This window comes from Sphingobacteriales bacterium (genome assembly GCA_016699615.1).
Taxonomy (GTDB): domain Bacteria; phylum Bacteroidota; class Bacteroidia; order Chitinophagales; family JADIYW01; genus JADJSS01.
This window is the reverse complement of the sequence record CP064984.1, coordinates 1,182,032-1,203,721: the sequence shown is the minus strand read 5'-3', so window position 1 is coordinate 1,203,721 and position 21,690 is coordinate 1,182,032. Positions and strand designations below refer to the sequence as shown.

At 31.7% G+C, this 21,690-nt stretch carries 22 protein-coding genes; 10 read left to right on the top strand and 12 right to left on the bottom strand.

Going from position 1 to position 21,690, the window contains the following annotated elements:
• Positions 1 to 17 precede the first annotated feature (17 nt).
• Positions 18 to 941: a hypothetical protein gene (locus tag IPK18_05610; protein QQR98987.1), complete on the top strand. Its 924-nt coding sequence runs from the start codon at positions 18 to 20 to the stop codon at positions 939 to 941.
• A gap of 110 nt (positions 942 to 1,051) precedes the next feature.
• Positions 1,052 to 1,240 (top strand): T9SS type A sorting domain-containing protein, encoded by a 189-nt coding sequence (locus IPK18_05605; protein QQR98986.1) that lies wholly within the window; start codon positions 1,052 to 1,054, stop codon positions 1,238 to 1,240.
• A 27-nt stretch (positions 1,241 to 1,267) separates the two neighbouring features.
• On the opposite strand, the gene IPK18_05600 is transcribed toward IPK18_05605, so the two are convergent.
• Complete coding sequence (locus tag IPK18_05600) at positions 1,268 to 1,996, bottom strand: tRNA threonylcarbamoyladenosine dehydratase (GenBank protein QQR98985.1); 729 nt, start codon at positions 1,994 to 1,996, stop codon at positions 1,268 to 1,270.
• Between the two features lie 32 nt (positions 1,997 to 2,028).
• A complete protein-coding gene (gene rho / locus IPK18_05595; GenBank protein QQR98984.1) occupies positions 2,029 to 3,654 on the bottom strand; it encodes a transcription termination factor Rho in 1,626 nt (541 codons plus the stop codon).
• A gap of 213 nt (positions 3,655 to 3,867) precedes the next feature.
• Here rho and serS point away from each other — a divergent pair, with 213 nt between their 5' ends.
• Complete coding sequence (gene serS / locus IPK18_05590) at positions 3,868 to 5,136, top strand: serine--tRNA ligase (protein ID QQR98983.1); 1,269 nt, start codon at positions 3,868 to 3,870, stop codon at positions 5,134 to 5,136.
• Positions 5,137 to 5,140: 4 nt separating this feature from the next.
• Here the strand turns inward: serS and IPK18_05585 are convergent, their stop codons facing one another.
• The 4 genes from IPK18_05585 to IPK18_05570 all read right to left on the bottom strand — a co-directional run bounded on the left by IPK18_05585 (position 5,141) and on the right by IPK18_05570 (position 9,544).
• Complete coding sequence (locus IPK18_05585; protein QQR98982.1) at positions 5,141 to 7,180, bottom strand: NAD-dependent epimerase/dehydratase family protein; 2,040 nt, start codon at positions 7,178 to 7,180, stop codon at positions 5,141 to 5,143.
• A gap of 39 nt (positions 7,181 to 7,219) precedes the next feature.
• Positions 7,220 to 7,711: a DUF4442 domain-containing protein gene (locus IPK18_05580; GenBank protein ID QQR98981.1), complete on the bottom strand. Its 492-nt coding sequence runs from the start codon at positions 7,709 to 7,711 to the stop codon at positions 7,220 to 7,222.
• A 63-nt stretch (positions 7,712 to 7,774) separates the two neighbouring features.
• Positions 7,775 to 9,052 carry a DNA polymerase IV gene (locus IPK18_05575; protein ID QQR98980.1) on the bottom strand — a complete coding sequence of 426 codons (1,278 nt, stop codon included), beginning with the start codon at positions 9,050 to 9,052 and terminating at the stop codon, positions 7,775 to 7,777.
• A 99-nt stretch (positions 9,053 to 9,151) separates the two neighbouring features.
• Positions 9,152 to 9,544, bottom strand: coding sequence for an HIT family protein (locus tag IPK18_05570; protein ID QQR98979.1), 393 nt, complete (start codon positions 9,542 to 9,544; stop codon positions 9,152 to 9,154).
• A 126-nt stretch (positions 9,545 to 9,670) separates the two neighbouring features.
• Here IPK18_05570 and IPK18_05565 point away from each other — a divergent pair, with 126 nt between their 5' ends.
• The 5 genes from IPK18_05565 (at position 9,671) to IPK18_05545 (ending at position 14,281) form a co-directional block, all read left to right on the top strand.
• Entirely contained in the window at positions 9,671 to 10,321 is a 651-nt protein-coding gene (locus IPK18_05565; protein QQR98978.1) for a DUF4126 domain-containing protein, read from the top strand.
• Positions 10,322 to 10,344: 23 nt separating this feature from the next.
• The gene (gene panB / locus IPK18_05560) at positions 10,345 to 11,163 is read left to right on the top strand and encodes a 3-methyl-2-oxobutanoate hydroxymethyltransferase (protein ID QQR98977.1); all 819 of its coding nucleotides are present in this window, start codon (positions 10,345 to 10,347) and stop codon (positions 11,161 to 11,163) included.
• 79 nt (positions 11,164 to 11,242) lie between these two features.
• Complete coding sequence (rpoN, locus tag IPK18_05555; GenBank protein QQR98976.1) at positions 11,243 to 12,727, top strand: RNA polymerase factor sigma-54; 1,485 nt, start codon at positions 11,243 to 11,245, stop codon at positions 12,725 to 12,727.
• Positions 12,728 to 12,730: 3 nt separating this feature from the next.
• Positions 12,731 to 13,333 carry a hypothetical protein gene (locus tag IPK18_05550; GenBank protein ID QQR98975.1) on the top strand — a complete coding sequence of 201 codons (603 nt, stop codon included), beginning with the start codon at positions 12,731 to 12,733 and terminating at the stop codon, positions 13,331 to 13,333.
• Between the two features lie 99 nt (positions 13,334 to 13,432).
• The gene (locus IPK18_05545; GenBank protein ID QQR98974.1) at positions 13,433 to 14,281 is read left to right on the top strand and encodes an SDR family oxidoreductase; all 849 of its coding nucleotides are present in this window, start codon (positions 13,433 to 13,435) and stop codon (positions 14,279 to 14,281) included.
• 68 nt (positions 14,282 to 14,349) lie between these two features.
• Here the strand turns inward: IPK18_05545 and IPK18_05540 are convergent, their stop codons facing one another.
• From IPK18_05540 to IPK18_05515, 6 genes are all read right to left on the bottom strand, one after another.
• Positions 14,350 to 14,880 (bottom strand): CopD family protein, encoded by a 531-nt coding sequence (locus IPK18_05540; GenBank protein QQR98973.1) that lies wholly within the window; start codon positions 14,878 to 14,880, stop codon positions 14,350 to 14,352.
• Positions 14,881 to 14,890: 10 nt separating this feature from the next.
• Positions 14,891 to 16,384, bottom strand: coding sequence for a cysteine--tRNA ligase (locus IPK18_05535; protein ID QQR98972.1), 1,494 nt, complete (start codon positions 16,382 to 16,384; stop codon positions 14,891 to 14,893).
• A gap of 57 nt (positions 16,385 to 16,441) precedes the next feature.
• Positions 16,442 to 17,620 (bottom strand): aminotransferase class V-fold PLP-dependent enzyme, encoded by a 1,179-nt coding sequence (locus tag IPK18_05530; GenBank protein ID QQR98971.1) that lies wholly within the window; start codon positions 17,618 to 17,620, stop codon positions 16,442 to 16,444.
• A gap of 182 nt (positions 17,621 to 17,802) precedes the next feature.
• A complete protein-coding gene (locus IPK18_05525) occupies positions 17,803 to 17,952 on the bottom strand; it encodes a c-type cytochrome (GenBank protein QQR98970.1) in 150 nt (49 codons plus the stop codon).
• 5 nt (positions 17,953 to 17,957) lie between these two features.
• Positions 17,958 to 18,236 (bottom strand): c-type cytochrome, encoded by a 279-nt coding sequence (locus IPK18_05520; protein ID QQR98969.1) that lies wholly within the window; start codon positions 18,234 to 18,236, stop codon positions 17,958 to 17,960.
• Positions 18,237 to 18,285: 49 nt separating this feature from the next.
• Positions 18,286 to 18,708, bottom strand: a complete 423-nt coding sequence (locus IPK18_05515; protein ID QQR98968.1) for an Rrf2 family transcriptional regulator — start codon at positions 18,706 to 18,708, stop codon at positions 18,286 to 18,288.
• A 139-nt stretch (positions 18,709 to 18,847) separates the two neighbouring features.
• Here IPK18_05515 and IPK18_05510 point away from each other — a divergent pair, with 139 nt between their 5' ends.
• Both IPK18_05510 and nirK read left to right on the top strand, forming a co-directional pair.
• Positions 18,848 to 20,119 carry an alginate export family protein gene (locus tag IPK18_05510; GenBank protein ID QQR98967.1) on the top strand — a complete coding sequence of 424 codons (1,272 nt, stop codon included), beginning with the start codon at positions 18,848 to 18,850 and terminating at the stop codon, positions 20,117 to 20,119.
• Between the two features lie 33 nt (positions 20,120 to 20,152).
• A complete protein-coding gene (nirK, locus tag IPK18_05505) occupies positions 20,153 to 21,616 on the top strand; it encodes a nitrite reductase, copper-containing (GenBank protein QQR98966.1) in 1,464 nt (487 codons plus the stop codon).
• Positions 21,617 to 21,690 lie beyond the last annotated feature (74 nt).

The window sequence follows — 21,690 nt, the reverse complement described above, 5'->3', positions numbered from 1 at the left end:
GGTTTGGTGCAAGTAATTTGAATGGAAGTTATTATGTAAAGATAGATACTGACATAAATAATACTTGGATTGCAGTAGATAATTATAAATATGCAACAATAACTCCAACATCTTATTCATTAGCAGATATCCACGGTTTTGGATTGCAAAGTGGCAGCTATGATTTTGGTATTCATATTACTCCAAACATAAAAGATTTAAAAACAACATTAGGTTCATCACCAGCAAGACCAGGTTTTGTTACCAACATAACAGTTACTGCCAAAAATATTGGTACAGTAGATCAATCAAATATTACAATTAAACTAAAAAAACCGAATAATTTTGATGTACTAAGTACTTCAATTGTACCATCATCAATAAATAACGATACATTGATATGGAATAATATTATGATTAATTTTTTTGAACATCAATCTATTAATATACAGTTACAAGTACCAGAAGATGCATTATTGGGCGATAACGCAATATATGAAGCATGGTCGAGAGGAACACAAGGGGACAATTTCTACTTAGATAATTATGCAATATGGACAGAAACAATTCGTGGTTCTTTTGATCCAAATGATAAATTAGTAGATAAAACATCTTTACCATCAACTTATGATGCAGAAAATGATAGATTATTGTATACTATTCGTTTTCAAAATACAGGTACAGATACTGCATTTACAGTAATAGTAAGAGATGAGGTACTTAATAATTTAGAAGTTAATTCATTGCAAGTAGTAAACGCGAGTCATCCATATCAATTAATAGTAAGAGAGAAGAATATAATTGAGGTTACTTTCCCAAATATTCAGCTACCTGATTCTAATACAAATGAAGCGAAATCACATGGCTTTGTACAATTAGAATTTAAACCTAAAGCTGGATTGCCAATTGATGCAGAGATTAATAATAATGCATCTATCTTTTTGATTACAATGCTCCAGTAATAACAAATACTGCACAAACAAGAGTTGAAATTACAACAAGTGTTGCGAGCAACAGAAAGTTAGCATTTAAGTTATTTCCAAATCCTACAACGTCTACAATTACGGTTGAGTTGCCTTATACAGGCAATGGTAAATACAATATCATAGATATTTCAGGAAATGTAATCATGCAAAACAATATTGATAAAAACACCAATCGTTTTACCATTGATGTGAATGATGTTGCTAATGGAACATATTTATTATCATTAGAAATGGATGGCAAAGTATCAACATCTAAGGTGATGATATTGAAGTAGAGAACCCTTATTTTTGATTACTTCAAGCTATTTTTGTTTTAATATAGATTGAATGACAACATTTGCACAAGCACCACCAAAAGTTGCTGGCATATAAGAAATAGTACCATAGGCAGAGCGTTTATAATTACTACCATCAGTTCTTATCAATGCATTCTTATCTTGTAGTTCTGGTGAGAATACAACAGGAATTCCGCTGTAAATTTTCTCTCTCTTAAGTCTTTTTCTTACTGTACGCACAAAGAAACAATCATGTGTTTTTGAGATATCATCTACTTTTATTTTTGTTACATCTGTTTTGCCACCAGCACCACCACTCATCACAATTTTCACTTTATTTCTGTATGCAGCTATCAATAGATTTAGTTTAGGTGTAATGCTATCAATAGCATCTACTACAAAATCAAAATTTTCTGATGTAACAATACGGTTTGCCTCTTCTGGACTAAGAAATACTTTTATTTTTTTTAATTCAATTTCTGGGTTGATGTCTAAAATCCTATCATACATCCAGTCTGCTTTGCTCATGCCATGTGTAGAATTTAGTGCAGGCAATTGTCTATTTCTATTGGTTGGGTCAACTACATCACCATCAACAATGGTCATTTTGCCCACACCAGCACGAGCAATAAATTCAGCACAATAAGAGCCAACGCCACCCAACCCAACAATCAAAACATTGGCATTTTGTAATTTTTCTATACCTGATTTGCCAATTAATAATTCTGTTCTAGATAACCAAGCAGTATCTTTCATAAAAAATACAAATATTAGTTAAAATATAATATTTATCTTTTCATCATTAATAAAAATTCTTCGTTGGTGCGTGTACCTTTCATTTGGTTGAGTAAGAATTTCATAGACTCTTCAGAATTCATGTCAGCTAAATGGTTTCTCAAAATCCACATTTTAGATAAAGTGTCTTTATCTAACAACAAATCATCTCTTCTTGTAGAAGATGCTGTTACATCTATAGCTGGGAAAATTCTTCTATTGGCAAGTTTTCTGTCCAGTTGAAGTTCCATGTTTCCTGTTCCTTTAAACTCTTCAAAAATTACCTCATCCATTTTTGAACCAGTTTCTATTAATGCAGTAGCTACCACAGTAAGTGAGCCACCATTTTCTATATTTCTTGCAGCACCAAAAAACTGTTTAGGTTTTTGCAATGCATTAGCCTCCACACCACCAGAAAGAACTTTTCCAGAAGATGGCGCAACAGTATTATATGCTCTTGCCAATCTTGTGATAGAATCTAAAAGAATTACAACATCATGCCCACACTCAACCAATCTTTTTGCTTTTTGTAAAACAATATTAGATACTTTTACGTGTCTGTCAGCTGGCTCATCAAAGGTAGATGCTACTACTTCGGCATTTACACTCCTTTGTACATCTGTTACCTCTTCGGGTCTTTCATCTATCAATAAGATGATTAAATATACTTCTGGATGATTTTTAGCAATTGCATTTGCAATATCTTTAAGTAGCATTGTTTTACCAACTTTTGGTTGTGCTACTATCATTCCACGCTGTCCTTTTCCTATTGGCGCAAATAAATCCACCATTCTTGTCGTATAGATACCTGCTTCGTTAAATAGATTCAGCTTCTCTTCTGGGAATAATGGTGTCAAATAATCAAAAGGAATTCTATCTCTAATTTCATGCGGAGATTTTCCATTGATGGTATCAACCTTAAGCAAAGCAAAGTACTTTTCGCCTTCTTTTGGTGGACGAATAGTTCCAACAATAGTATCACCAGTTTTTAATCCAATAGATTTTATTTGAGAAGGAGATACATAAATATCATCTGGAGATGATAGATAATTATAATCAGCAGAACGTAAGAAACCATAACCTTCTGGAATAATTTCTAATACACCTTCGCCACTAATCATACCATCAAGGTCAATATTAAAAACCTCTTTCTTTTCTTCTTCAATAACTATTGGTGCTATCTCTTCAGGTTGGTTGTTTTGGATTAATTTAGCATCATCTATTTTGTTAGGTGCAATTACAATATCAATTTCAGTATTATTTTCTTCAACTGGCTTATTCTCTATAGTTTTAGATGGTATTTGTAGCTCAACTTTCTGAACTACTTTTTTAATTCTGTTTCTATGTTTCTTCTCTTGATTAATCTGTTTTAGTTCTGCCTCAGTATTAATTTCAGATGGTATATCTTGCTGTGGCTCGTTGATTATATCAATACTATTTTCAGTATGTTCAGGAGCAATATCAATATTTTCTTCTATATCAGTTGGAAGTTCTGTTGTTTCAGCTTTCTTTAAGATAAGCTCAATTAATTCTGGTTTTTTTGATTTAATAATTTTTGATTTTGGGATTAACAGATTTTCAGCAATAGCTTTTAAGTCTGATACGGTAAGAACCTGAAGTTGAGCTTCGTTGTGCATCATAAAACAATAATAAGATTTAATTTGATTAAAAACATGAATAGTATAAAACTCAATGGATAATGGCAAAGACTATTGCCGTTTTTGATTGATGTTGCAAATAAACTACTTTTTTTATAAATATCCTATTTTTTTAGAAAAAAAATAAAATTAGCATCATTTCTATTGATAAAAAAAATGCAGCTTAATTTTCTATCTTTGCAATAAAATATAGCCATGCTAACAATAGAACAATTAAAGAAAGACGTAGAATTTGCAAAAGAAAGATTAGCTCATAAGAACTTTAAAGATGTAGAATTTGTAGATGAAATTTTAGCGTTAGATACAAAAAGAAAATCGATAAAAACAAGCTTAGATAATTATTTGGCTCAAAGAAACACAATTTCTAAAGAAGTTGGTGGATTAATGAAATCAGGCGATAAGGCTGCTGCAGAAGCATTAAAACAAGAAATTGCAACAATAAAAGAATCAACAGATGTGTTGGATGTAGAATTAACTACAATTGAGCAGCAAATTCAAGAGAAATTGGTTCAGCTGCCAAATTTTCCTAATGCGATTGTACCTAAAGGCAAAACACCTGAAGATAATGAGATTACCTATTGTGTAGATACATTACCACAATTGCCTGATAGTGCTTTGCCACATTGGGAATTAGCAAAGAAATATAATTTAATAGATTTTGAATTAGGTGTTAAAATCACAGGCGCAGGTTTTCCTGTTTACAAAGGAAAAGGTGCTGTATTGCAACGTGCCTTAATTTCATTCTTCTTAGACCAAGCTGCCTTGGCTGGCTACAATGAAGTACAAGTGCCACATGTTGTCAATAAAGATTCTGCATTTGCAACAGGACAGTTGCCAGACAAAGAAGGACAAATGTACTATGTACAGCAAGATGATTTTTATTTAATACCTACAGCAGAAGTGCCAATTACTAATATCTACAGAGATGAGATAGTAGATGAAAAACTATTGCCAATAAAAAACGTAGGCTATACACCATGTTTTAGAAGAGAAGCAGGAAGTTATGGAAAAGATGTGCGTGGATTGAATAGATTACATCAATTTGATAAAGTAGAAATTGTAAGAATTGAAAAAGCAGAAAATTCTTATCAAGCATTGGATGAGATGCTAAAACATGTAGAAAAATTGTTACAAGCATTAGAATTACCATATAGGATTTTGAGATTGTGTGGTGGAGATATGACTTTTTCATCTGCACTGACTTACGATTTTGAAGTGTATAGTGCAGCTCAGAAACGTTGGTTAGAAGTAAGTTCTGTTTCAAATTTTGAAACATTCCAAGCAAATAGATTAAAATTAAGAATAAAAGATAAAGACAACAACAAGGTTTTGGCACATACATTAAATGGAAGTGCTTTGGCATTGGCAAGAATTGTTGCTTGTTTGCTTGAAAATCATCAAACTGAAGATGGCATATTGATACCTAAGGCATTAGTACCATACACAAGATTTGAGAAAATATAATTTTTTACCCAACCATTTTTTTGAGCTCTTGTGCAGCATCTTCTAAGGTAACTCTAGGATTGTAGCCAAAGTCTTGCTTTGCTTTACTAATGCTTCCAGCTATGTTATAATCAAACTTTCCTGCAGCTTGTAATGTAGCTTGTATGTAGTTGAATTTATTTAAGATATCTTCTGAATACTCAAAACATCTACACATAAATTTTGGAATATAGATTGGTTTGTAAGGTACGCCAAGTGCATTCGCTATGGTTTTGTATATTTCATCAACTGTTGCATATGGTGCATCATTGCCAATCCAATACCAATTATTGTAAGTATTTGTATTGTTTTCTGCCATTAAAAATGAAGCAATGATATTATCTACATGTGAGATACTTCTGAGATTTTTGCCATTGCCAAAAACAATCTGTCTTGGCCAAAAAAACATATTAGCAAACGCTAAATTTCTTTCTGGAGCAAATGGACCAAAGAACCAAAAACCACGCAGTGATGTAGCATTTATTTTTCCTTCTTTAGATTTCTGCAATACATATTCTTCTGCTAACAACTTGCTTTTTCCATAATTTTTGTAAGGATTTGGCTTTGTGTTTTCATCAAAAATTGGTTGCTCTTTTGTTCCATAGCCACAAGTAGAATCTGTACTCATATAAATGAATCTTTTCACTTGCTTTTCAATACATGCGTCTACTAAATTCTTTGTGCCTTGTTCATTTACTTTATATAAAACATCTACATGTTTTGGATAAATGGCGCCAGCTAGATGAAAAACACTTTGCACACCACTTACAACATCAAGCAACTGAGCTTTGTTTGTAATGTCTGCATATACTATTTCATAGTTTGCTGGCAAATTGAGCATGCCTTTAAATCTAGGCTCCACTAACACTCTTATTTTCCTGTTGGTTCTATAATTTCCAAATCTATCTCCATTAATTAATATATCAATCATTCTGTTGCCCAACCAACCAGGAACGCCTGTAATTAATAACGTACCATCTTGATTCTGATCCTTTATATCAGGTAAAAGATTTGTTTTCTTGCCTAAAACTATGGTGCCTGCCATACGTTTGTATGTTTCTTGCACAGCTTTTCTAAGAATTTCTCTTGCTGGTGTAATTTTATAATTTAGTTCTTTCTCAGCTTTTTTGCTACTGTACCAAGAATAGTTGCCAATTACACTTTGTATATATGCTGGACTTACAGGTGATGCTTTGCCAAATATTTTTAATATAATATCTAAAACCTTGGCACCTAAATATATAAACCATTTTGGTATTTTTATTTTAGGTTTTTTCTTTTGTGAAAACTCTGATAATATATCATAGAATTCTTTGAATGTGATATTTTCGCCAGCTACAATATATTTTTCATTTGGCTTGCCATTTTCCATGGCAGCAATTTGCGCATTAGCTAAATCTTCTACATCTACTATAGAAATGCCACCTTCAAAATAAAATGGTTGTCCTTTTTCTACAAAATCTTTAATAACTTTATGTGGTGGTGTTAGCTTGCAATCGCCAGGACCAACAACCCAAGATGGATAAATATGACGAATGTCTAATTGGTGTTGTTGTGCAAAGTTTTTTACATATTGTTCTGCTAATAGTTTGCCTTTTACATATGGACTTTCTGGGTTTGCAACTGTATTCTCTTCATTAATTAGTATGTTTTTATCAGAGCTTCTACCTAATACTACGACAGAACTGGTGTATATAATTTTCTTGATTCCTGCTTTTAAACATGCATTAAGCACTACTTTGGTGATGCCATCAGTGTTTTGTATTATTCTTTCTTCATGTTGCATAGATGTTGTATTCTCTGCAGCTAGGTGAAAGAATACATCAGCACCCATTATTTGGTCTAAAAAAGAACTTTCATCTAGTAAATTACAATTATGTATAGTTGCGCCAAGCGCTTTTAATTCTATAACATTAGTATTTAGAGATCTATCTAAAACTAATACAGAATAATTTTTCTCTAATAATTTTTTGACAACATTATACCCAATGTGTCCGCCAGCACCTGAAATTACTATTTTTTGCATGATGATAGAATACGAGCAAAAGTACGAAATCTTTTATAACTATTTTTTTCTTGCTTTAATGCTCCATTCAAAGCTAAATTCTGCAATTATATTTCCATCCTTATCAAAGCCAGTAGTTGTCGTTGTGAAACTGTCTCCTTTTTTGTTTATCAACTCTTGTTCTACACGTTCTCTAATTATTGCACCATCGTTGCAAACAAATGTGGTAATGCCTTTTGCTGTTTTTATGAATTTAGAGGTGCATGCTGTAACAAAAGTTGACATAGATGGTTGTGTTTTGTGCGCATACATCATTAGTAATGCACCACCAGCCATTTCTGCTGCCATGCCCAAAACTGCCCAATATGTTGTATTGAATGGATTTTTATTTAAGAATTTATATGGTACAGTAACTTTACAACATTCTTCATCTAGTTGAGTAATTCTACAGTCTGCTATTGCTGCCATAGGAAGTTTAGTATATAATCCTGCTTTGAAAGAAATGGGATTAGACATTAATTTTCTATAATTCTCTTGCTCTTTAGATAACATAGATAAAAATTTTAAACAAGATAATGATAAAAAACAAAAATACAATGCATGCATTGTATTTTTTTATAGTAAGTCTTTTATATTTCCGAACCCAATTACATCATCTACAAATAGGGTATCATCAGCTCTCATTTCAGACGCTCGTTTAATTTTATTTTCGCCATATTTCTGTTTTATTTCATATACTTTTTTCATGGCTTTATCTTTTGCTATATGTTTGTTGTTAAACATGTTTAGTTGAGTTGCACCTTCTTCTACAAATTTGTGTATTACAATACCAATACTTATAATATTGTTGTTTAGTATCTGTTGGTCGATATTATTTTTATCTCTAAATTGCTTTTGCCTATCTAATAAAATATGATAAATTTCCATACCATCACGTAGTGCTTGTTCTGTGTGAAACTTATCTTCAAAACTAGTTCCATCTTCATATTTGCAAAAGAAATTTATATTTTGAGCATAACGTCCTTTTTTCATTAATCTTCTTTCCAAAGTAAGACACAATAACATAAAAACTTCTTTAATACTATCAATATCATTTCTTTGTTCTTTTGATAAATGTCGCATTGCAGATATGCTCTTATAGTCATCAGAAGAGAGCATGTCTACTTCTTGAAAATGCAATCTATAGTACCAATGTAATCCAATAATACTTTTACATGCTGCTTTTAAAACTTCTGGCGTTGATTGTCTTAGCTGCAAAGGTGTATATATGCCAACTTTATTAAGCCTTTGCTTTATTCCATTTGATATTCCAGGGAAATCAGTTAATTCCAATTTTGAGATTACAGAATCTATATTTTCTGGATTTATTACTACTAAACCATCTGGTTTTTGTATATCTGAGGCAAGTTTTGCTAAAAAAGCATTGGGAGCAATTCCTATTGAACATTGTAGCCAATCGCCTACTTGTTCTTTTATATCTTGCTTTATTTTTTGTGCCACAGCAACCATGTCTGGATATATTCTCTTGTAATTACTTAAGTCTACAACTGCTTCATCAATACTTCTTGGTACCACATCATCTGCATATTGCCTAAGTACATTCATAATTTTTATATGGTAGCTTCTATATTTATTTGGATTTGTTTCTAATGGCACTAAATCTGGACATATTTTTATTGCATCATTCAATCGCATGCCTAATCTTATTCCTTTTTTCTTTGCCTCAATAGATGGTGCAATCACACAACCATATTTTCCAGTGTACACACACACAGCTACTGGTCTGCCACGTAGCCAATAATTGGTTTGTTGCTCGCAAGTAGCAAAAAAACTATTCATATCAATAAATAGTACTCTTGGTTCTAGTCTTATATCTAAAGAATTTGCATTCATTGTTTGATAAAATTACACGATGTATGCCTTTTCTGATGTTAAGAATGTCCTATGTGCAAAAATATTTGTTGAATATTATATAGACTACTAGGTTTGTTCTTACAATTTTACAGCAGCACTTATTTGTATAGCTAATTCTTGCATTTGTTCTTTAGAAATTTCTTTTGTATTTCTAAAATCTATATCGTGTACTGAGTTGATAGGTGTAAGATGAATATGGCAATGTGGCACTTCAAGTCCGATGACAGCTATGCCAATACGCTCACAAGAAACTACACTTTCTATAGCTTTAGCAACTTTTTTGGCAAAAATTATTAAACCACTAAGTTGTTCATCAGACAAATCAAAGATATAATCAGTTTCTATTTTTGGTATAACTAAAGTGTGTCCAGCATTTAATGGACGTATATTTAGAAATGCAAAATAATGCTCATCTTCAGCAATTTTGTAGCAAGGAATTTCACCTTTTATAATTTTGGAAAATATTGTCATACTAGAATTTTGCTTAAAGTTAGCCATAAACTTATTTTTTAGCATAAAAAATCATAATTTTATATTCACACAGAATAATTAATTTGGCAGTGGTTTTGATATACACTTTTTATATAACTTTATGATATGATATTAGACATTATTCAAAACATACAAAATCTTCCACAAGAAGTTGTTAATGTTTTGCCACAAGGCAAATTACTTTTAGGCTTAGCATTAGGCTTGGGTTTAAGTGCTAGCTGTGGCTTTCGAGTTTTTGTTCCGTTATTAGTAGCAAGTGTCGCATCTAAAATGGGTATCATTACACTCGGCGATAGCTTTGCTTGGATGGCAAGCACACCAGCATTGATAGCATTTGCTACAGCTACAGTATTTGAGATAGGTGGATACTATATCCCATTTGTAGATAATATTTTAGATACAATTACGACACCAGCATCAGTAGCAGCAGGCACATTACTTACAGCATCTTTATTAACACCGGAAATGGATCCAATGCTAAAATGGGGTTTAGGTATTATTGTAGGTGGAGGAAGTGCAGGCGTGGTGCAAGCAGGCACAGCACTTACGAGAGCTACATCAACAGTAACGACAGCTGGTACAGCTAATCCAGTTGTTGCTACAGCAGAGAATGGGTTAGCCATTGGAGGTAGTATATTGAGTTTAGTCATGCCTTTTCTTATTGCCACAGTTGTTTGTATTCTATCATTCGTTATCTTATTTCTTATGATAAGATACTTTAAAAAACGAATACCCAAAGCTGCGTATTCTAGTTAATAATTATAAATAAAAATACCAATATGTCTGCTATTAAATCTGAATTAAAGAGAGTAACTACGCACAACCTTAAAGAAATGAAACAGCGTGGCGAAAAAATATCTATGCTTACTGCTTATGACTATTCTATGGCAAAGATATTAGATGATGCAGGAATTGATATTTTATTGGTAGGTGACTCAGCATCAAATGTGATGGCTGGACATGAAACAACACTGCCAATTACGCTAGACCAAATGATATACCATGCACAAAGTGTGGTAAGAGCCATCAAGCGTTGTTTTGTGGTAGTAGATTTGCCTTTTGGTTCATATCAAGGAAACTCACGAGAAGCCCTAAATGCGGCAATTCGTGTAATGAAAGAAACAGGTGGACATGGTGTGAAATTAGAAGGTGGACAAGAAATTGGAGAATCAGTGATTAGAATATTAACGGCAGGCATTCCAGTAATGGGACATCTTGGATTGACGCCACAATCCATTTATAAATTTGGTACATATACTGTACGTGCCAAAGAAGAAGATGAAGCAGATAGGTTGGTAGAAGATGCAAAATATTTAGAAAGTATAGGTTGTTTTGCTATTGTATTAGAAAAAATACCAGCACAATTAGGCAAAAAGGTTGCAGAAAGTGTAAGTATTCCAGTAATAGGTATTGGAGCTGGTGGTTTTGTAGATGGACAAGTATTGGTAACGCATGATATGTTAGGTATAACACATGAGTTTAAACCAAGATTTTTACGTCAATATTTACATCTATACGATGAGATGAAAAAAGCAACAGAACAATATATTGCAGATATTAAATCCAATGATTTTCCAAACGATAAGGAACAATATTAAAAATAAAAAAGCTTTCATCTTTTTTTTACAAAAGGTTAATAGGTAAATTGTTATATTTACCCAATATATTACTCCAATAATGTTAGGACAAAGACTATCTCAGAAAATGTTGCAAAAGCTGTCGCCACAGCAAATACAATTGATGAAATTGTTGCAAGTGCCTACGTCATTATTAGAACAAAGAATAAAAGAAGAGCTTGAAATAAACCCAGCTTTAGAAGAAAGTCAAACTGACTTTGACAATCAAAAGGAAGACTTAGCAGAACCACAAGAAATTACAGATAACGATGACGATTTCTCAGAAAGTAGTGGTGATGACGATGATTTCTCAGATAACTTAGATATTGCAGAATATACCAAAGAAGACTATGATTATAATGACAGCGATGATAGTTATGCTCATCATCAGGAAGAGAAAAAACAAACGCCATTCACTGTAGGCAAAACATTTCATGATAGTTTGTCAGAGCAATTGGCTTTGCAAGATTTAGACGAACATGAATATTTAATTGCAGACCATCTTGTTGGTAGTATTGATGATGATGGCTACCTAAGAAGAGAAGTTGATGCGATTATTGATGATTTGGCTTTTCAGAGAAACATTACCACTAACCACGAAGAAATTGAAGAATTATTAAAACTAATTCAAAGATTTGACCCAGCTGGAGTTGGCGCACGTAGTCTTCAAGAATGTTTGTTGATACAATTGGAAAGAAAAGTACAAACAAAAAATGTAGAAAAGGCAATACAAATCATCACAGATTATTTTGATGCATTTACAAAGAAACATTACGACAAATTAGCTAAAGCATTTAATCTTACAGACGAAGAATTAAAACAAATATTAGATGAAATTTTACATCTAAATCCAAAGCCAGGTGGCACTTCTGCTGGTAGCACAAGCATCAATCATCAAACAATCATTCCAGATTTTACAGTAGAAGAAATAAATGGAGAATTAGAAGTATTATTAAATGGAAAAAACGCACCAGATCTTAGAATTTCAGATTCATTTAAAGAGATGTTGCATTCTTATGCAAAAGGAAACACCAAAGACAAAAAAACAAAAGAGGCAGTAACGTTCATCAAGCAAAAAATAGATGCAGCAAAGTGGTTTATAGATGCCATTAAACAAAGGCAACACACACTTTTTGTAACCATGGAAGCTATTGTCAATCTTCAGAAAAAATATTTTTTAACAGGAGATGAGCTAGACCTAAAACCGATGATTCTGAAAGATATTGCCGAAATCACAGGATTAGATATTTCTACTATTTCGCGTGTAGCCAATAGCAAATATGTACAAACAGAGTTTGGAATTTTCTTGCTAAAACATTTCTTCTCAGAAGCCTTACAAACAGATAGCGGCGAAGAAGTATCTACGAGAGAAGTGAAAAAAATATTGCAAGATATTATAGATAGTGAAGAAAAATCTAAGCCTAAGAGCGACGAAGACTTAACAGAATTATTAAAAGAAAAAGGCTACAATATAGCACGAAGAACAGTAGCCAAATATAGAGAACAACTCAACATTCCAGTTGCAAGACTAAGAAAAGAACTATAATTTATGAAAATATTTTCCAAAATAATATCCTACATTCTCCATCCTTTATTAATTCCAACATATATTTTATTGTTGTTTATCCAACTTAATAGTGTTTATTTTACATCATTACAACCTCAAATAGCATTTGGTATTGTTTTTATAAATACCTTCTTTTTTCCAGCATTAGCTATTGTATTAATGAAAAAACTAGAATTTATAGATTCTTTTGAAATGCCAGACAAACAACAACGTATCATTCCACTTATAGTTGCCATGATATGTTATATTTGGGCATACCTTTCAGTAAAGAAAACTGCTTTTCCTATTCCATACACATGGTTTGTTTTGGGTGCCGTTATTTCTCTATCACTATCATTTGTTATCAATGTATTTCACAAATTGAGTTTGCACATGGTGGCTATTTCTGGTGGATTAATTGCTGTAATGATGATGTTTTTTTATGCCCAAAACAATGTGCAAAATTATTTCTTATTAGCAATTGTATTAGTAGGTATTGTAGCTAGCGCAAGGCTTTATTTAGATGCACATACACCAAAAGAAATTAATACAGGATTTATTGTAGGCATAGCAGGACAGTCATTAGCAGCATTTTTTATTGGCTAAGCATCTAAAATAGACTACCTAACAAAAGATAAGAAATGCTTTTGTCGAATGCTATTTTCATTTTATTTGATTAAATTTAATTTCTAAAAATTTATAATAATGTCAAAAATTAAAAATGCAAATGTATTAGTTACTGGTGGTGCTAATGGAATAGGGAAAATTATGTCATTAAAAGCACTGCAAGAAGGTTGTGCTACGCTAGTAATTTGGGACATCAACGAAGATAATCTACAAAAGACTCAAGAGGAATTTGTAAATAAAGGCTTCAAAAATGTACATACATTTGTAGTAGATGTATCTGATGTTAATGATATAGAATCTGCTGCTACCAAAGTATTATTAGATATAGGTAATATTGATATATTATTTAATAATGCTGGCGTTGTGGCTGGAAAAAAATATTTTTGGGAATATAGTGAAAGAGAGATTGAGAAAACCATTAATATTAATGTTAATGGTGTGATGCATGTTACAAGAGTATTTATTAAAGATATGATTAAACAAAATAAAGGTCATATTATTAATATAGCATCTGCTTCTTCTTTTATTAGTTTACCAAAGGGTTCTGTTTATGCTTCAAGTAAATGGGCAGTTTTAGGTTGGAGCGAATCACTTAGAAAAGAATTAGAACAAGCAAAAACAAAAGTTCATGTAACCACAATTTGTCCTAGTTACATAGATACTGGAATGTTTAAGGGAGTTAAAGCCCCATTCCTTTTTCCATTATTAAAACCAGATGAAATTGTAGATAAAACATTTAAAGCAATTAAGAATGATGTAGCGATATTAATGGAACCTGGTAACCTTAGTTTAGTGCCTATGTTTAAAGGAATATTACCTGCAAAGGTATTTGATGTTTTTGCTGGATGGTTAGGCGTTTATAATTCTATGGATACTTTCGAAGGAAGAAATGAGAAAGAAAGAATACCACAAAAATCTAAAAAATAATATTGTTTAAGAATATTTATAATGTATCAAATTACTTTGATATAGGTAATGTTTTGTTTTGATAATTATTATTTCTTTCTGATAGTGGCGTATAGTTTTATACCCAACATTAATATAATAGAAAGTATAAAAACACCAAGCAAAGCAAACAATATACTTAGCTGAGATTTTACCACAACCAAGAATACAATTATAAATAATAGAATTGTAGCCAATTCATTCCAAATTCTGAGTTGCTTGCTACTGTATTTGAATTCCATATTTTGTTGTTGCATGTATATTTTATGGCAAAAGATATGATAGATATACAATAATATTACAAATGTCAATTTTATGTGCAACCAACCTTGTTTAAGAAAAAATGGATTTTGAATAAGAATAGTTATACCTAATAGTAGTGTAATAATTGCAGATGGCCATGTAATAATATACCACAATCTTTGTTGCATCAATAAATTTTGTTCTAATAAAATACTTCTGTTTGGCTCAGGCTTTTCATTTGCTTCTACAGTATAGATAAACAAACGTGGAATATAAAATAAACCCGCAAACCAAGTAATAACAAAAATAATATGTAATGCTTTTATGTATAAAAACATAGTCTATATATTATAATAATTCATATGATGTGCCGTCTTTTCCATCTTTGATATTGATTTTAGCTTCTTTCAATGCATCTCTAATTTTGTCTGATGTTGCCCAATCTTTATTTTCTCTAGCTTGTTTTCTAATATCAATGATTAATTGCATTACTTTATCTAAAGTGTCTGTTTGTGCATCTTGTGTGGTTTCGTTTTTTAAACCTAAAACATCAAACAACATCTCATTATATATTTTTTCTAATAAGTTGTAGGTACTCACATCAATATTAGATATGCTTTTTTCGTTATAGAAAATATTAATATGTGTTGCTAATGCTAATAAGTTTGCCACTGTTTTTGCTGTATTAAAATCATCATCCATAGCTTCTTTACAACCTAAACAAAGCTCGCTTATTGCATCGTTTATTTCAGGATTAGGTCTTGTTTCGCCTTCGTGTTTTAAGGTTTGTAAGTAAGTTGCAGCATTCAACAATTTTCTCAAATTCTTTTCTGCATCTTGCAATGATTTGATATTAATATCTAATTCTGATGTATAATGTGACTGTAAGAATAATAACCTAACCACCATTGGAGAATATGCTTTATCCAACAAAGGATGTTCTCCTGTTATTAATTCTAATGGCAAAATAGAATTACCCAATGATTTGCTCATTTTTTGTCCATTAAAATTTAGCATATTACTGTGCATCCAATATTTTACTGGCGCTTCTCCTGTACATGCTACGTTTTGTGCTATTTCACACTCATGATGTGGAAATTTCAAGTCCATACCACCACCATGTATATCAAATGTTTTACCCAAATATTTTGTACTCATTACAGAGCATTCTATATGCCATCCAGGAAAACCATCGCTCCATGGCGATTTCCAACGCATTATATGTTCTGGTGATGCTTTTTTCCAAAGTGCAAAATCTACAGAACTACGTTTCTCATCTTGTCCATCTAAATCTCTATATCCAGCAACAATATCATCTATATTTCTACCTGAAAGCACACCATAATCATAGCCTTTTTCGTTGTATGCTTTTACATCAAAATACACAGAACCATTAGACTCATAAGCTAATTCTTTATCAATAAGTTCTTGTGTCATTTCTATTTGCTCAACAATATGTCCTGTTGCTGTTGGTTCTATAGTTGGTGCTTGCAAGTTGAAGATAGAACATACATCATGAAAACTCAAAGTATATTTCTGTACAATTTCCATGGGTTCAATTTGTTCCAACTTGGCTTGGTCTTCCATTCTATTTTTCCCTTCACCTTGTTCGTTTGTTAGGTGTCCAGCGTCAGTAATATTTCTTACATATCTAACCTTATATCCTAGATATTTTAAGTATCTATACACGACATCAAATGCAATAAATGTGCGCACATTACCTAAGTGTACATAATTATATACAGTTGGCCCACATACGTACATGCCTACAAATGGTGGATGTTGTGGCTTAAATGGTTCTTTTTGTCTGCTTAATGAATTATATATAAATAAATCTGACATAATTTAATTTGTATATTACTATAAATGATTTTTGAATTAATTTAAGAACGATAATATTTATTTGGTATTACTTAATGCTTGTTCTATATCTGCTTTAATATCATCTATATGTTCTAGTCCAACAGATACACGAATGCTGCCATCTTCAATTCCTGCTGCTTTTCTTACTTGTTCGTCTATTTTACTATGTGTTGTAGATGCTGGATGTGTTGCTATTGTTCTACAATCGCCCAAGTTTGCACTATGTGAAAACATCTTTAATGCGTCTAAAAATTTCCTTCCTCTATCAATTCCACCACTTACCTCAAAAGTAACAACACCACCACCTTGAGCCATTTGTTTTCTTGCCAATTCATGCTGTGGATGTGATGCCAAGAATGGATATTTTACATCTACTATTTCTGGATGCAATTCTAACCATGTTGCTAATGCTAAAGCATTTTCACAATGTCTGTCCATTCTTACATGCAGCGTTTCTAAGCTTTTAGATAATACCCACGCATTAAATGGAGACATAGATGGTCCTGTTTGTCTACAAAATTGTCTAATTTCTTTAGTCAATTCTTTATTAGCCAATACAATACCGCCAGTTACACGACCTTGACCATCAATAAATTTGGTAGCTGAGTGTGTTATAATATCTACGCCATATTTGGCAGGTTGTTGTAAATATGGTGTGGCAAAACAATTATCTATATTTACTAGTACATTGTGTTTTTTGGCAATTGTACATAAGTATTCTAGGTCAATTAATACCAATCCTGGATTTGATGGTGTTTCAGCAAATATCATTTTTGTATTTGGCTGAATTTGACTTTCCCAAGTTTCAGGTTTTTTTATGTCAAAAAAGCTATGTTCAATGCCCCATTTTGGTAAAAAATCTTTGATAATTCTTGTAGAAGATGCAAATAATGCAGATGATGCTAAAATATGATCTCCTTGTTGTAAAAATGGCATCATAGATGCAAATACAGCAGCCATTCCTGTAGCAGTTCCAAAACCATCTTCCATGCCTTCCAGCACACACATTTTCTCTACAAACTCATTAACGTTTGGATTTGAAAATCTAGAATAGATATTGTCTACATACTCATCAGCAAATAATGCTCTGGCTTGTTCTGCATCATCAAATGTGAAAGATGAAGTAATATACATAGGCACACTATGTTCTCTAAATGCTCTTTCGTGTTGTGTACGTATCGCATTTGTAGCAAAATGTTGGTACTCTTTATTCATCAACTAATATTGAACTACAAATATACAAAGGAATAAACACATTATGATAAAGACATTATTATCATTAAGGCATATAATACATTTGTACTAAAAAAGAACAACAAAAAATCTCTTATCTTTTTTAAGAAGATAAGAGATAATAATTTTAGACTTAAAACACAAACAAGTTCAGCTACAGAATATTACTGTGCGTCATTTTGTTTTAGATATGCGTACACATCATCAATTTCTGCATCAGTTAATCCAAGCGGCAACATTGGTGTTTTATATTCTTCAAATAATTTTTTTGCTTCTGGGTCGTTTGCTATCATGTCTGCAGGGTCTTTAACCATTTTTACTATCCATTCTTCATCTTTTTAGCTGTAACGCCTTTTAGTCCTGGGCCAATAAGTTTCTCATCTGTAGCTTTATGACAAGCAATACATTTAGTATCGAAGATAGCCTTACCATTTTCTGCATTTGCAGTAGGTTCTTCAATCATACTTGTTGGCTCATCAGTTACAACATCTTCGGTAGTAGATTTTTCTTCTGTTTTGCTGCCACATGAGTTTAATCCAATAGTAGCAAATGAAATAAGCAATAGTAATAAACTAGATTTTAAGATATTTTTTTTCATAAAAAATTATTTTAAGACAAAAATATCTTTTTATTTTAAATAACCAAAATTATTTTAAATTTAATTTTTCAATAGAACTAATATCATTAATTGTTTTTTTCATAAATAGTTCTTTCAATTCAGTCCTATGTTTTACAAAATATTCATGCAAAGGACATGGTTTCTTATTTAAGCAATCAGACAACCCAAGTATGCATCTATCAAAAAATTCTGGACCTTCAATCGCTTCAATTACTTTATATATAGTAATTGGTTTTGTAGATTTTTCTATATAGAACCCACCATTTGGGCCTTTTGTGGATGTTATCAATTTTTGTTTGCTTAATTGCTGTAATATCTTAGCAGTAAACGGTTCTGGAGAATTAATAGCATTAGATATCTCTTTTACATTTGCTTTATTATCATCTTTTGCATTTGCAGATAAATAAATTACAGATTTTAATGCGTATTCACAACTTTTGGAAAAAATCATCTTATATATTTCGCTGACAAGATACAAAAATTAGATAAGATTGATAAATATCATAATTTTTATTGATACAAATCAGATTTGTATCATGATAGATTGTTTAATTTTGGATATTAATATCTTAATATACTTATAAAAGATTATGAAAAAAATAATAGGACTTTTAGTGATTGCAAATTTATATATTTTGAATGCACATGCGCAACACAAATTTGAATTAGGAGCAGAGTTTAGACCAAGATTTGAACAACGACTAGGCTATAGAACATTAGCCAGTGATGGTAGCAAAAGCGCCTTCTTTATTTCAGAAAGATTAAGACTAAATGCTTTGTATAACTACAAATTTATAAACTTATATGTTAGTCTACAAGATTATAGAGTTTGGGGAAATGAAGAGCAAGTTAAAAATTTTGGAAGTTTTGGATTACACGAAGGTTGGGCAGAATTTGATATAAAAAAGGTGGTCTCTTTTAAAATGGGTAGACAAGAATTATCTTATGAAGATAACAGACTATTGGGTAATTTAGATTGGGTACAACAAGCAAGAAGCCATGATGGATTGGTTATAAAATTTCAAAAGAAAAATACAAAACTACATGTTGGAAGTGTATTCAATCAATCTGCAGAGAATAATTTTGGGACGGTATATAAACTAAACAACTATAAGTTTCTAAACTATGCATGGCTAAATCAAAAATTTGATAGTAGTAGAGTATCGTTATCGTATTATCTAATTTCTGATGGAATACCAAATAAAGATAGCATACCAACAACATTCTTTAGGGTGACAACAGGACCAAGAGTAGAACTTAAATACAAACATATATCCGCAAATGCTTCATTTTATGTACAATCTGGAAAGACTATCAATAATAATAAGATATTAGCATATATGGCAACTGTATATGCAGAGTATACAAGCCCAAAAATAAACGTAGGACTAGGTTATGATTATTTATCTGGAAATAATGCCTCAAAGACTTCAGATAAAAAATATAAAGCATTCCATACATTATATCCAACTAATCATAAGTTTTATGGACATATGGATTACTTCTTAGATATTCCAACAGATACAAAACTAGGTGGGTTGCAAGATGCATATCTAAGAGTAAATTATAAACCAAAACCAAAAGGGATGTTAGGTGCGGATGCACATTATTTTTTTCTGGCAAATAAAGTTGCAAAATCAGGTTCTACCACAGAATATTTAAAACTTCCATTAGGATTTGAAATGGATATATATGGTTCTTATAAACCATTAGATTTTCTTACAATTAATGCAGGCTATTCATTTATGCTTGCCTCATCATCAATGGAAGCTATAAAAGGTGGAGATAGAAAACACTATAATGGGTGGAGTTATGTGATGCTGACATTAAAACCTACATTATTTAAACATGAAAGAGAATAAAAAAACACATTAATAAACAAATAAATTAATAGCATGAAAAAAACAAATTTTAAAAGAATAGGACTACTAATGCTTCTATTATTTAGCATTAGCGCACTCTTTGTTTCTTGTAAAACAGATAAACAAGGGAGTAACGAATTAGTTTGGTCTGCCGACCCAACAGAAAAAATTGTAGGAGAAGAAAAAGCAATTCTTACTGATCCACCAATGGTACCACCACAAATTACAAGAAAACACGCAACTAAAGTAATTGTAGAATTAGAAGTAGTTGAGAAAGAAATGGAAATTATGGATGGTGTAAATTACATGTTCTGGACATTTGGTGGTACAGTACCTGGTAAATTTATTAGAGTAAGAGAAGGCGATTTAGTTGAATTCCACTTAAAAAACCATCCAAGCAGTAAAGTACCACACAATATAGATTTACACGCTGTAACAGGACAAGGTGGTGGTGCTGAGGCTACATTTACAGCACCTGGACATGAAACGGTATTTTCCTTCACAGCATTAAACAAAGGTTTGTTTATTTACCATTGTGCAACAGCACCAGTTGGTATGCACATTGCAAATGGTATGTATGGTTTAATTTTAGTAGAACCAAAAGAAGGAATGTCAAAAGTTGATAAAGAATATTATGTTTGCCAAGGAGATTTTTATACAAAAGGTGCATATGGAGAATCAGGAACACAACCATTTGATATGTCAAAAGCATTAGAAGAAACTCCAGACTACGTATTATTTAATGGAAAAGTAGGTGCAATAGCAGGAGACAATGCTATTAAAGCAAAAGTTGGTGAAAAAGTTAGATTGTTTGTAGGAAATGGTGGACCAAACCTAGTATCATCTTTTCACGTGATTGGTGAAGTATTTGACAATGTATATGTAGAAGGTGGAACATTAGTTAATCATAATGTGCAAACTACAATAGTTCCTGCAGGTGGTTCAGCAATTACAGAATTTAGATACAAGAGAGCAAGCAACCTAGTACTTGTTGACCACTCAATATTTAGAACATTTAATAAAGGTGCATTAGGTATCTTAAAAGTTGAAGGTGAAAAAAATACAACAATATATTCAGGACAATCTGATGATAGAATTTATCAAATTGAAGGTGGTACTATACAAACGATGCCAGAAGAAGCAAAATTGGCACCTAAAGCAATGAATAAAGAGGAAAGAATCGCGAAAGGTAAACAAGTATATGTTTCAAACTGTCAGGCATGTCACCAAGCTGATGGAAATGGTATTCCAAATTCATTCCCACCTTTAGCTAAATCTGATTACATTAAAGGCAATTCTTCTAAAGCAATTAGTGCTGTTGTAAATGGTTTAACAGGACAAATTACTGTTAATGGAAAATCATACAATAGTATTATGCCAAAACAATCATTAAGTGATGATGAAGTTGCGAATGTAGTAACTTACATACTAAATAATTTTGGAAACGAAGGTGGCGAAGTAACACCAGCACAAGTAGCACCAGTAAGAAAAAAATAGAAATTGAATAATGAAAATTTGTTTAAAATTTATATTGATATTTCTAGCAAACTCGGCTATAGCACAAATAGCAA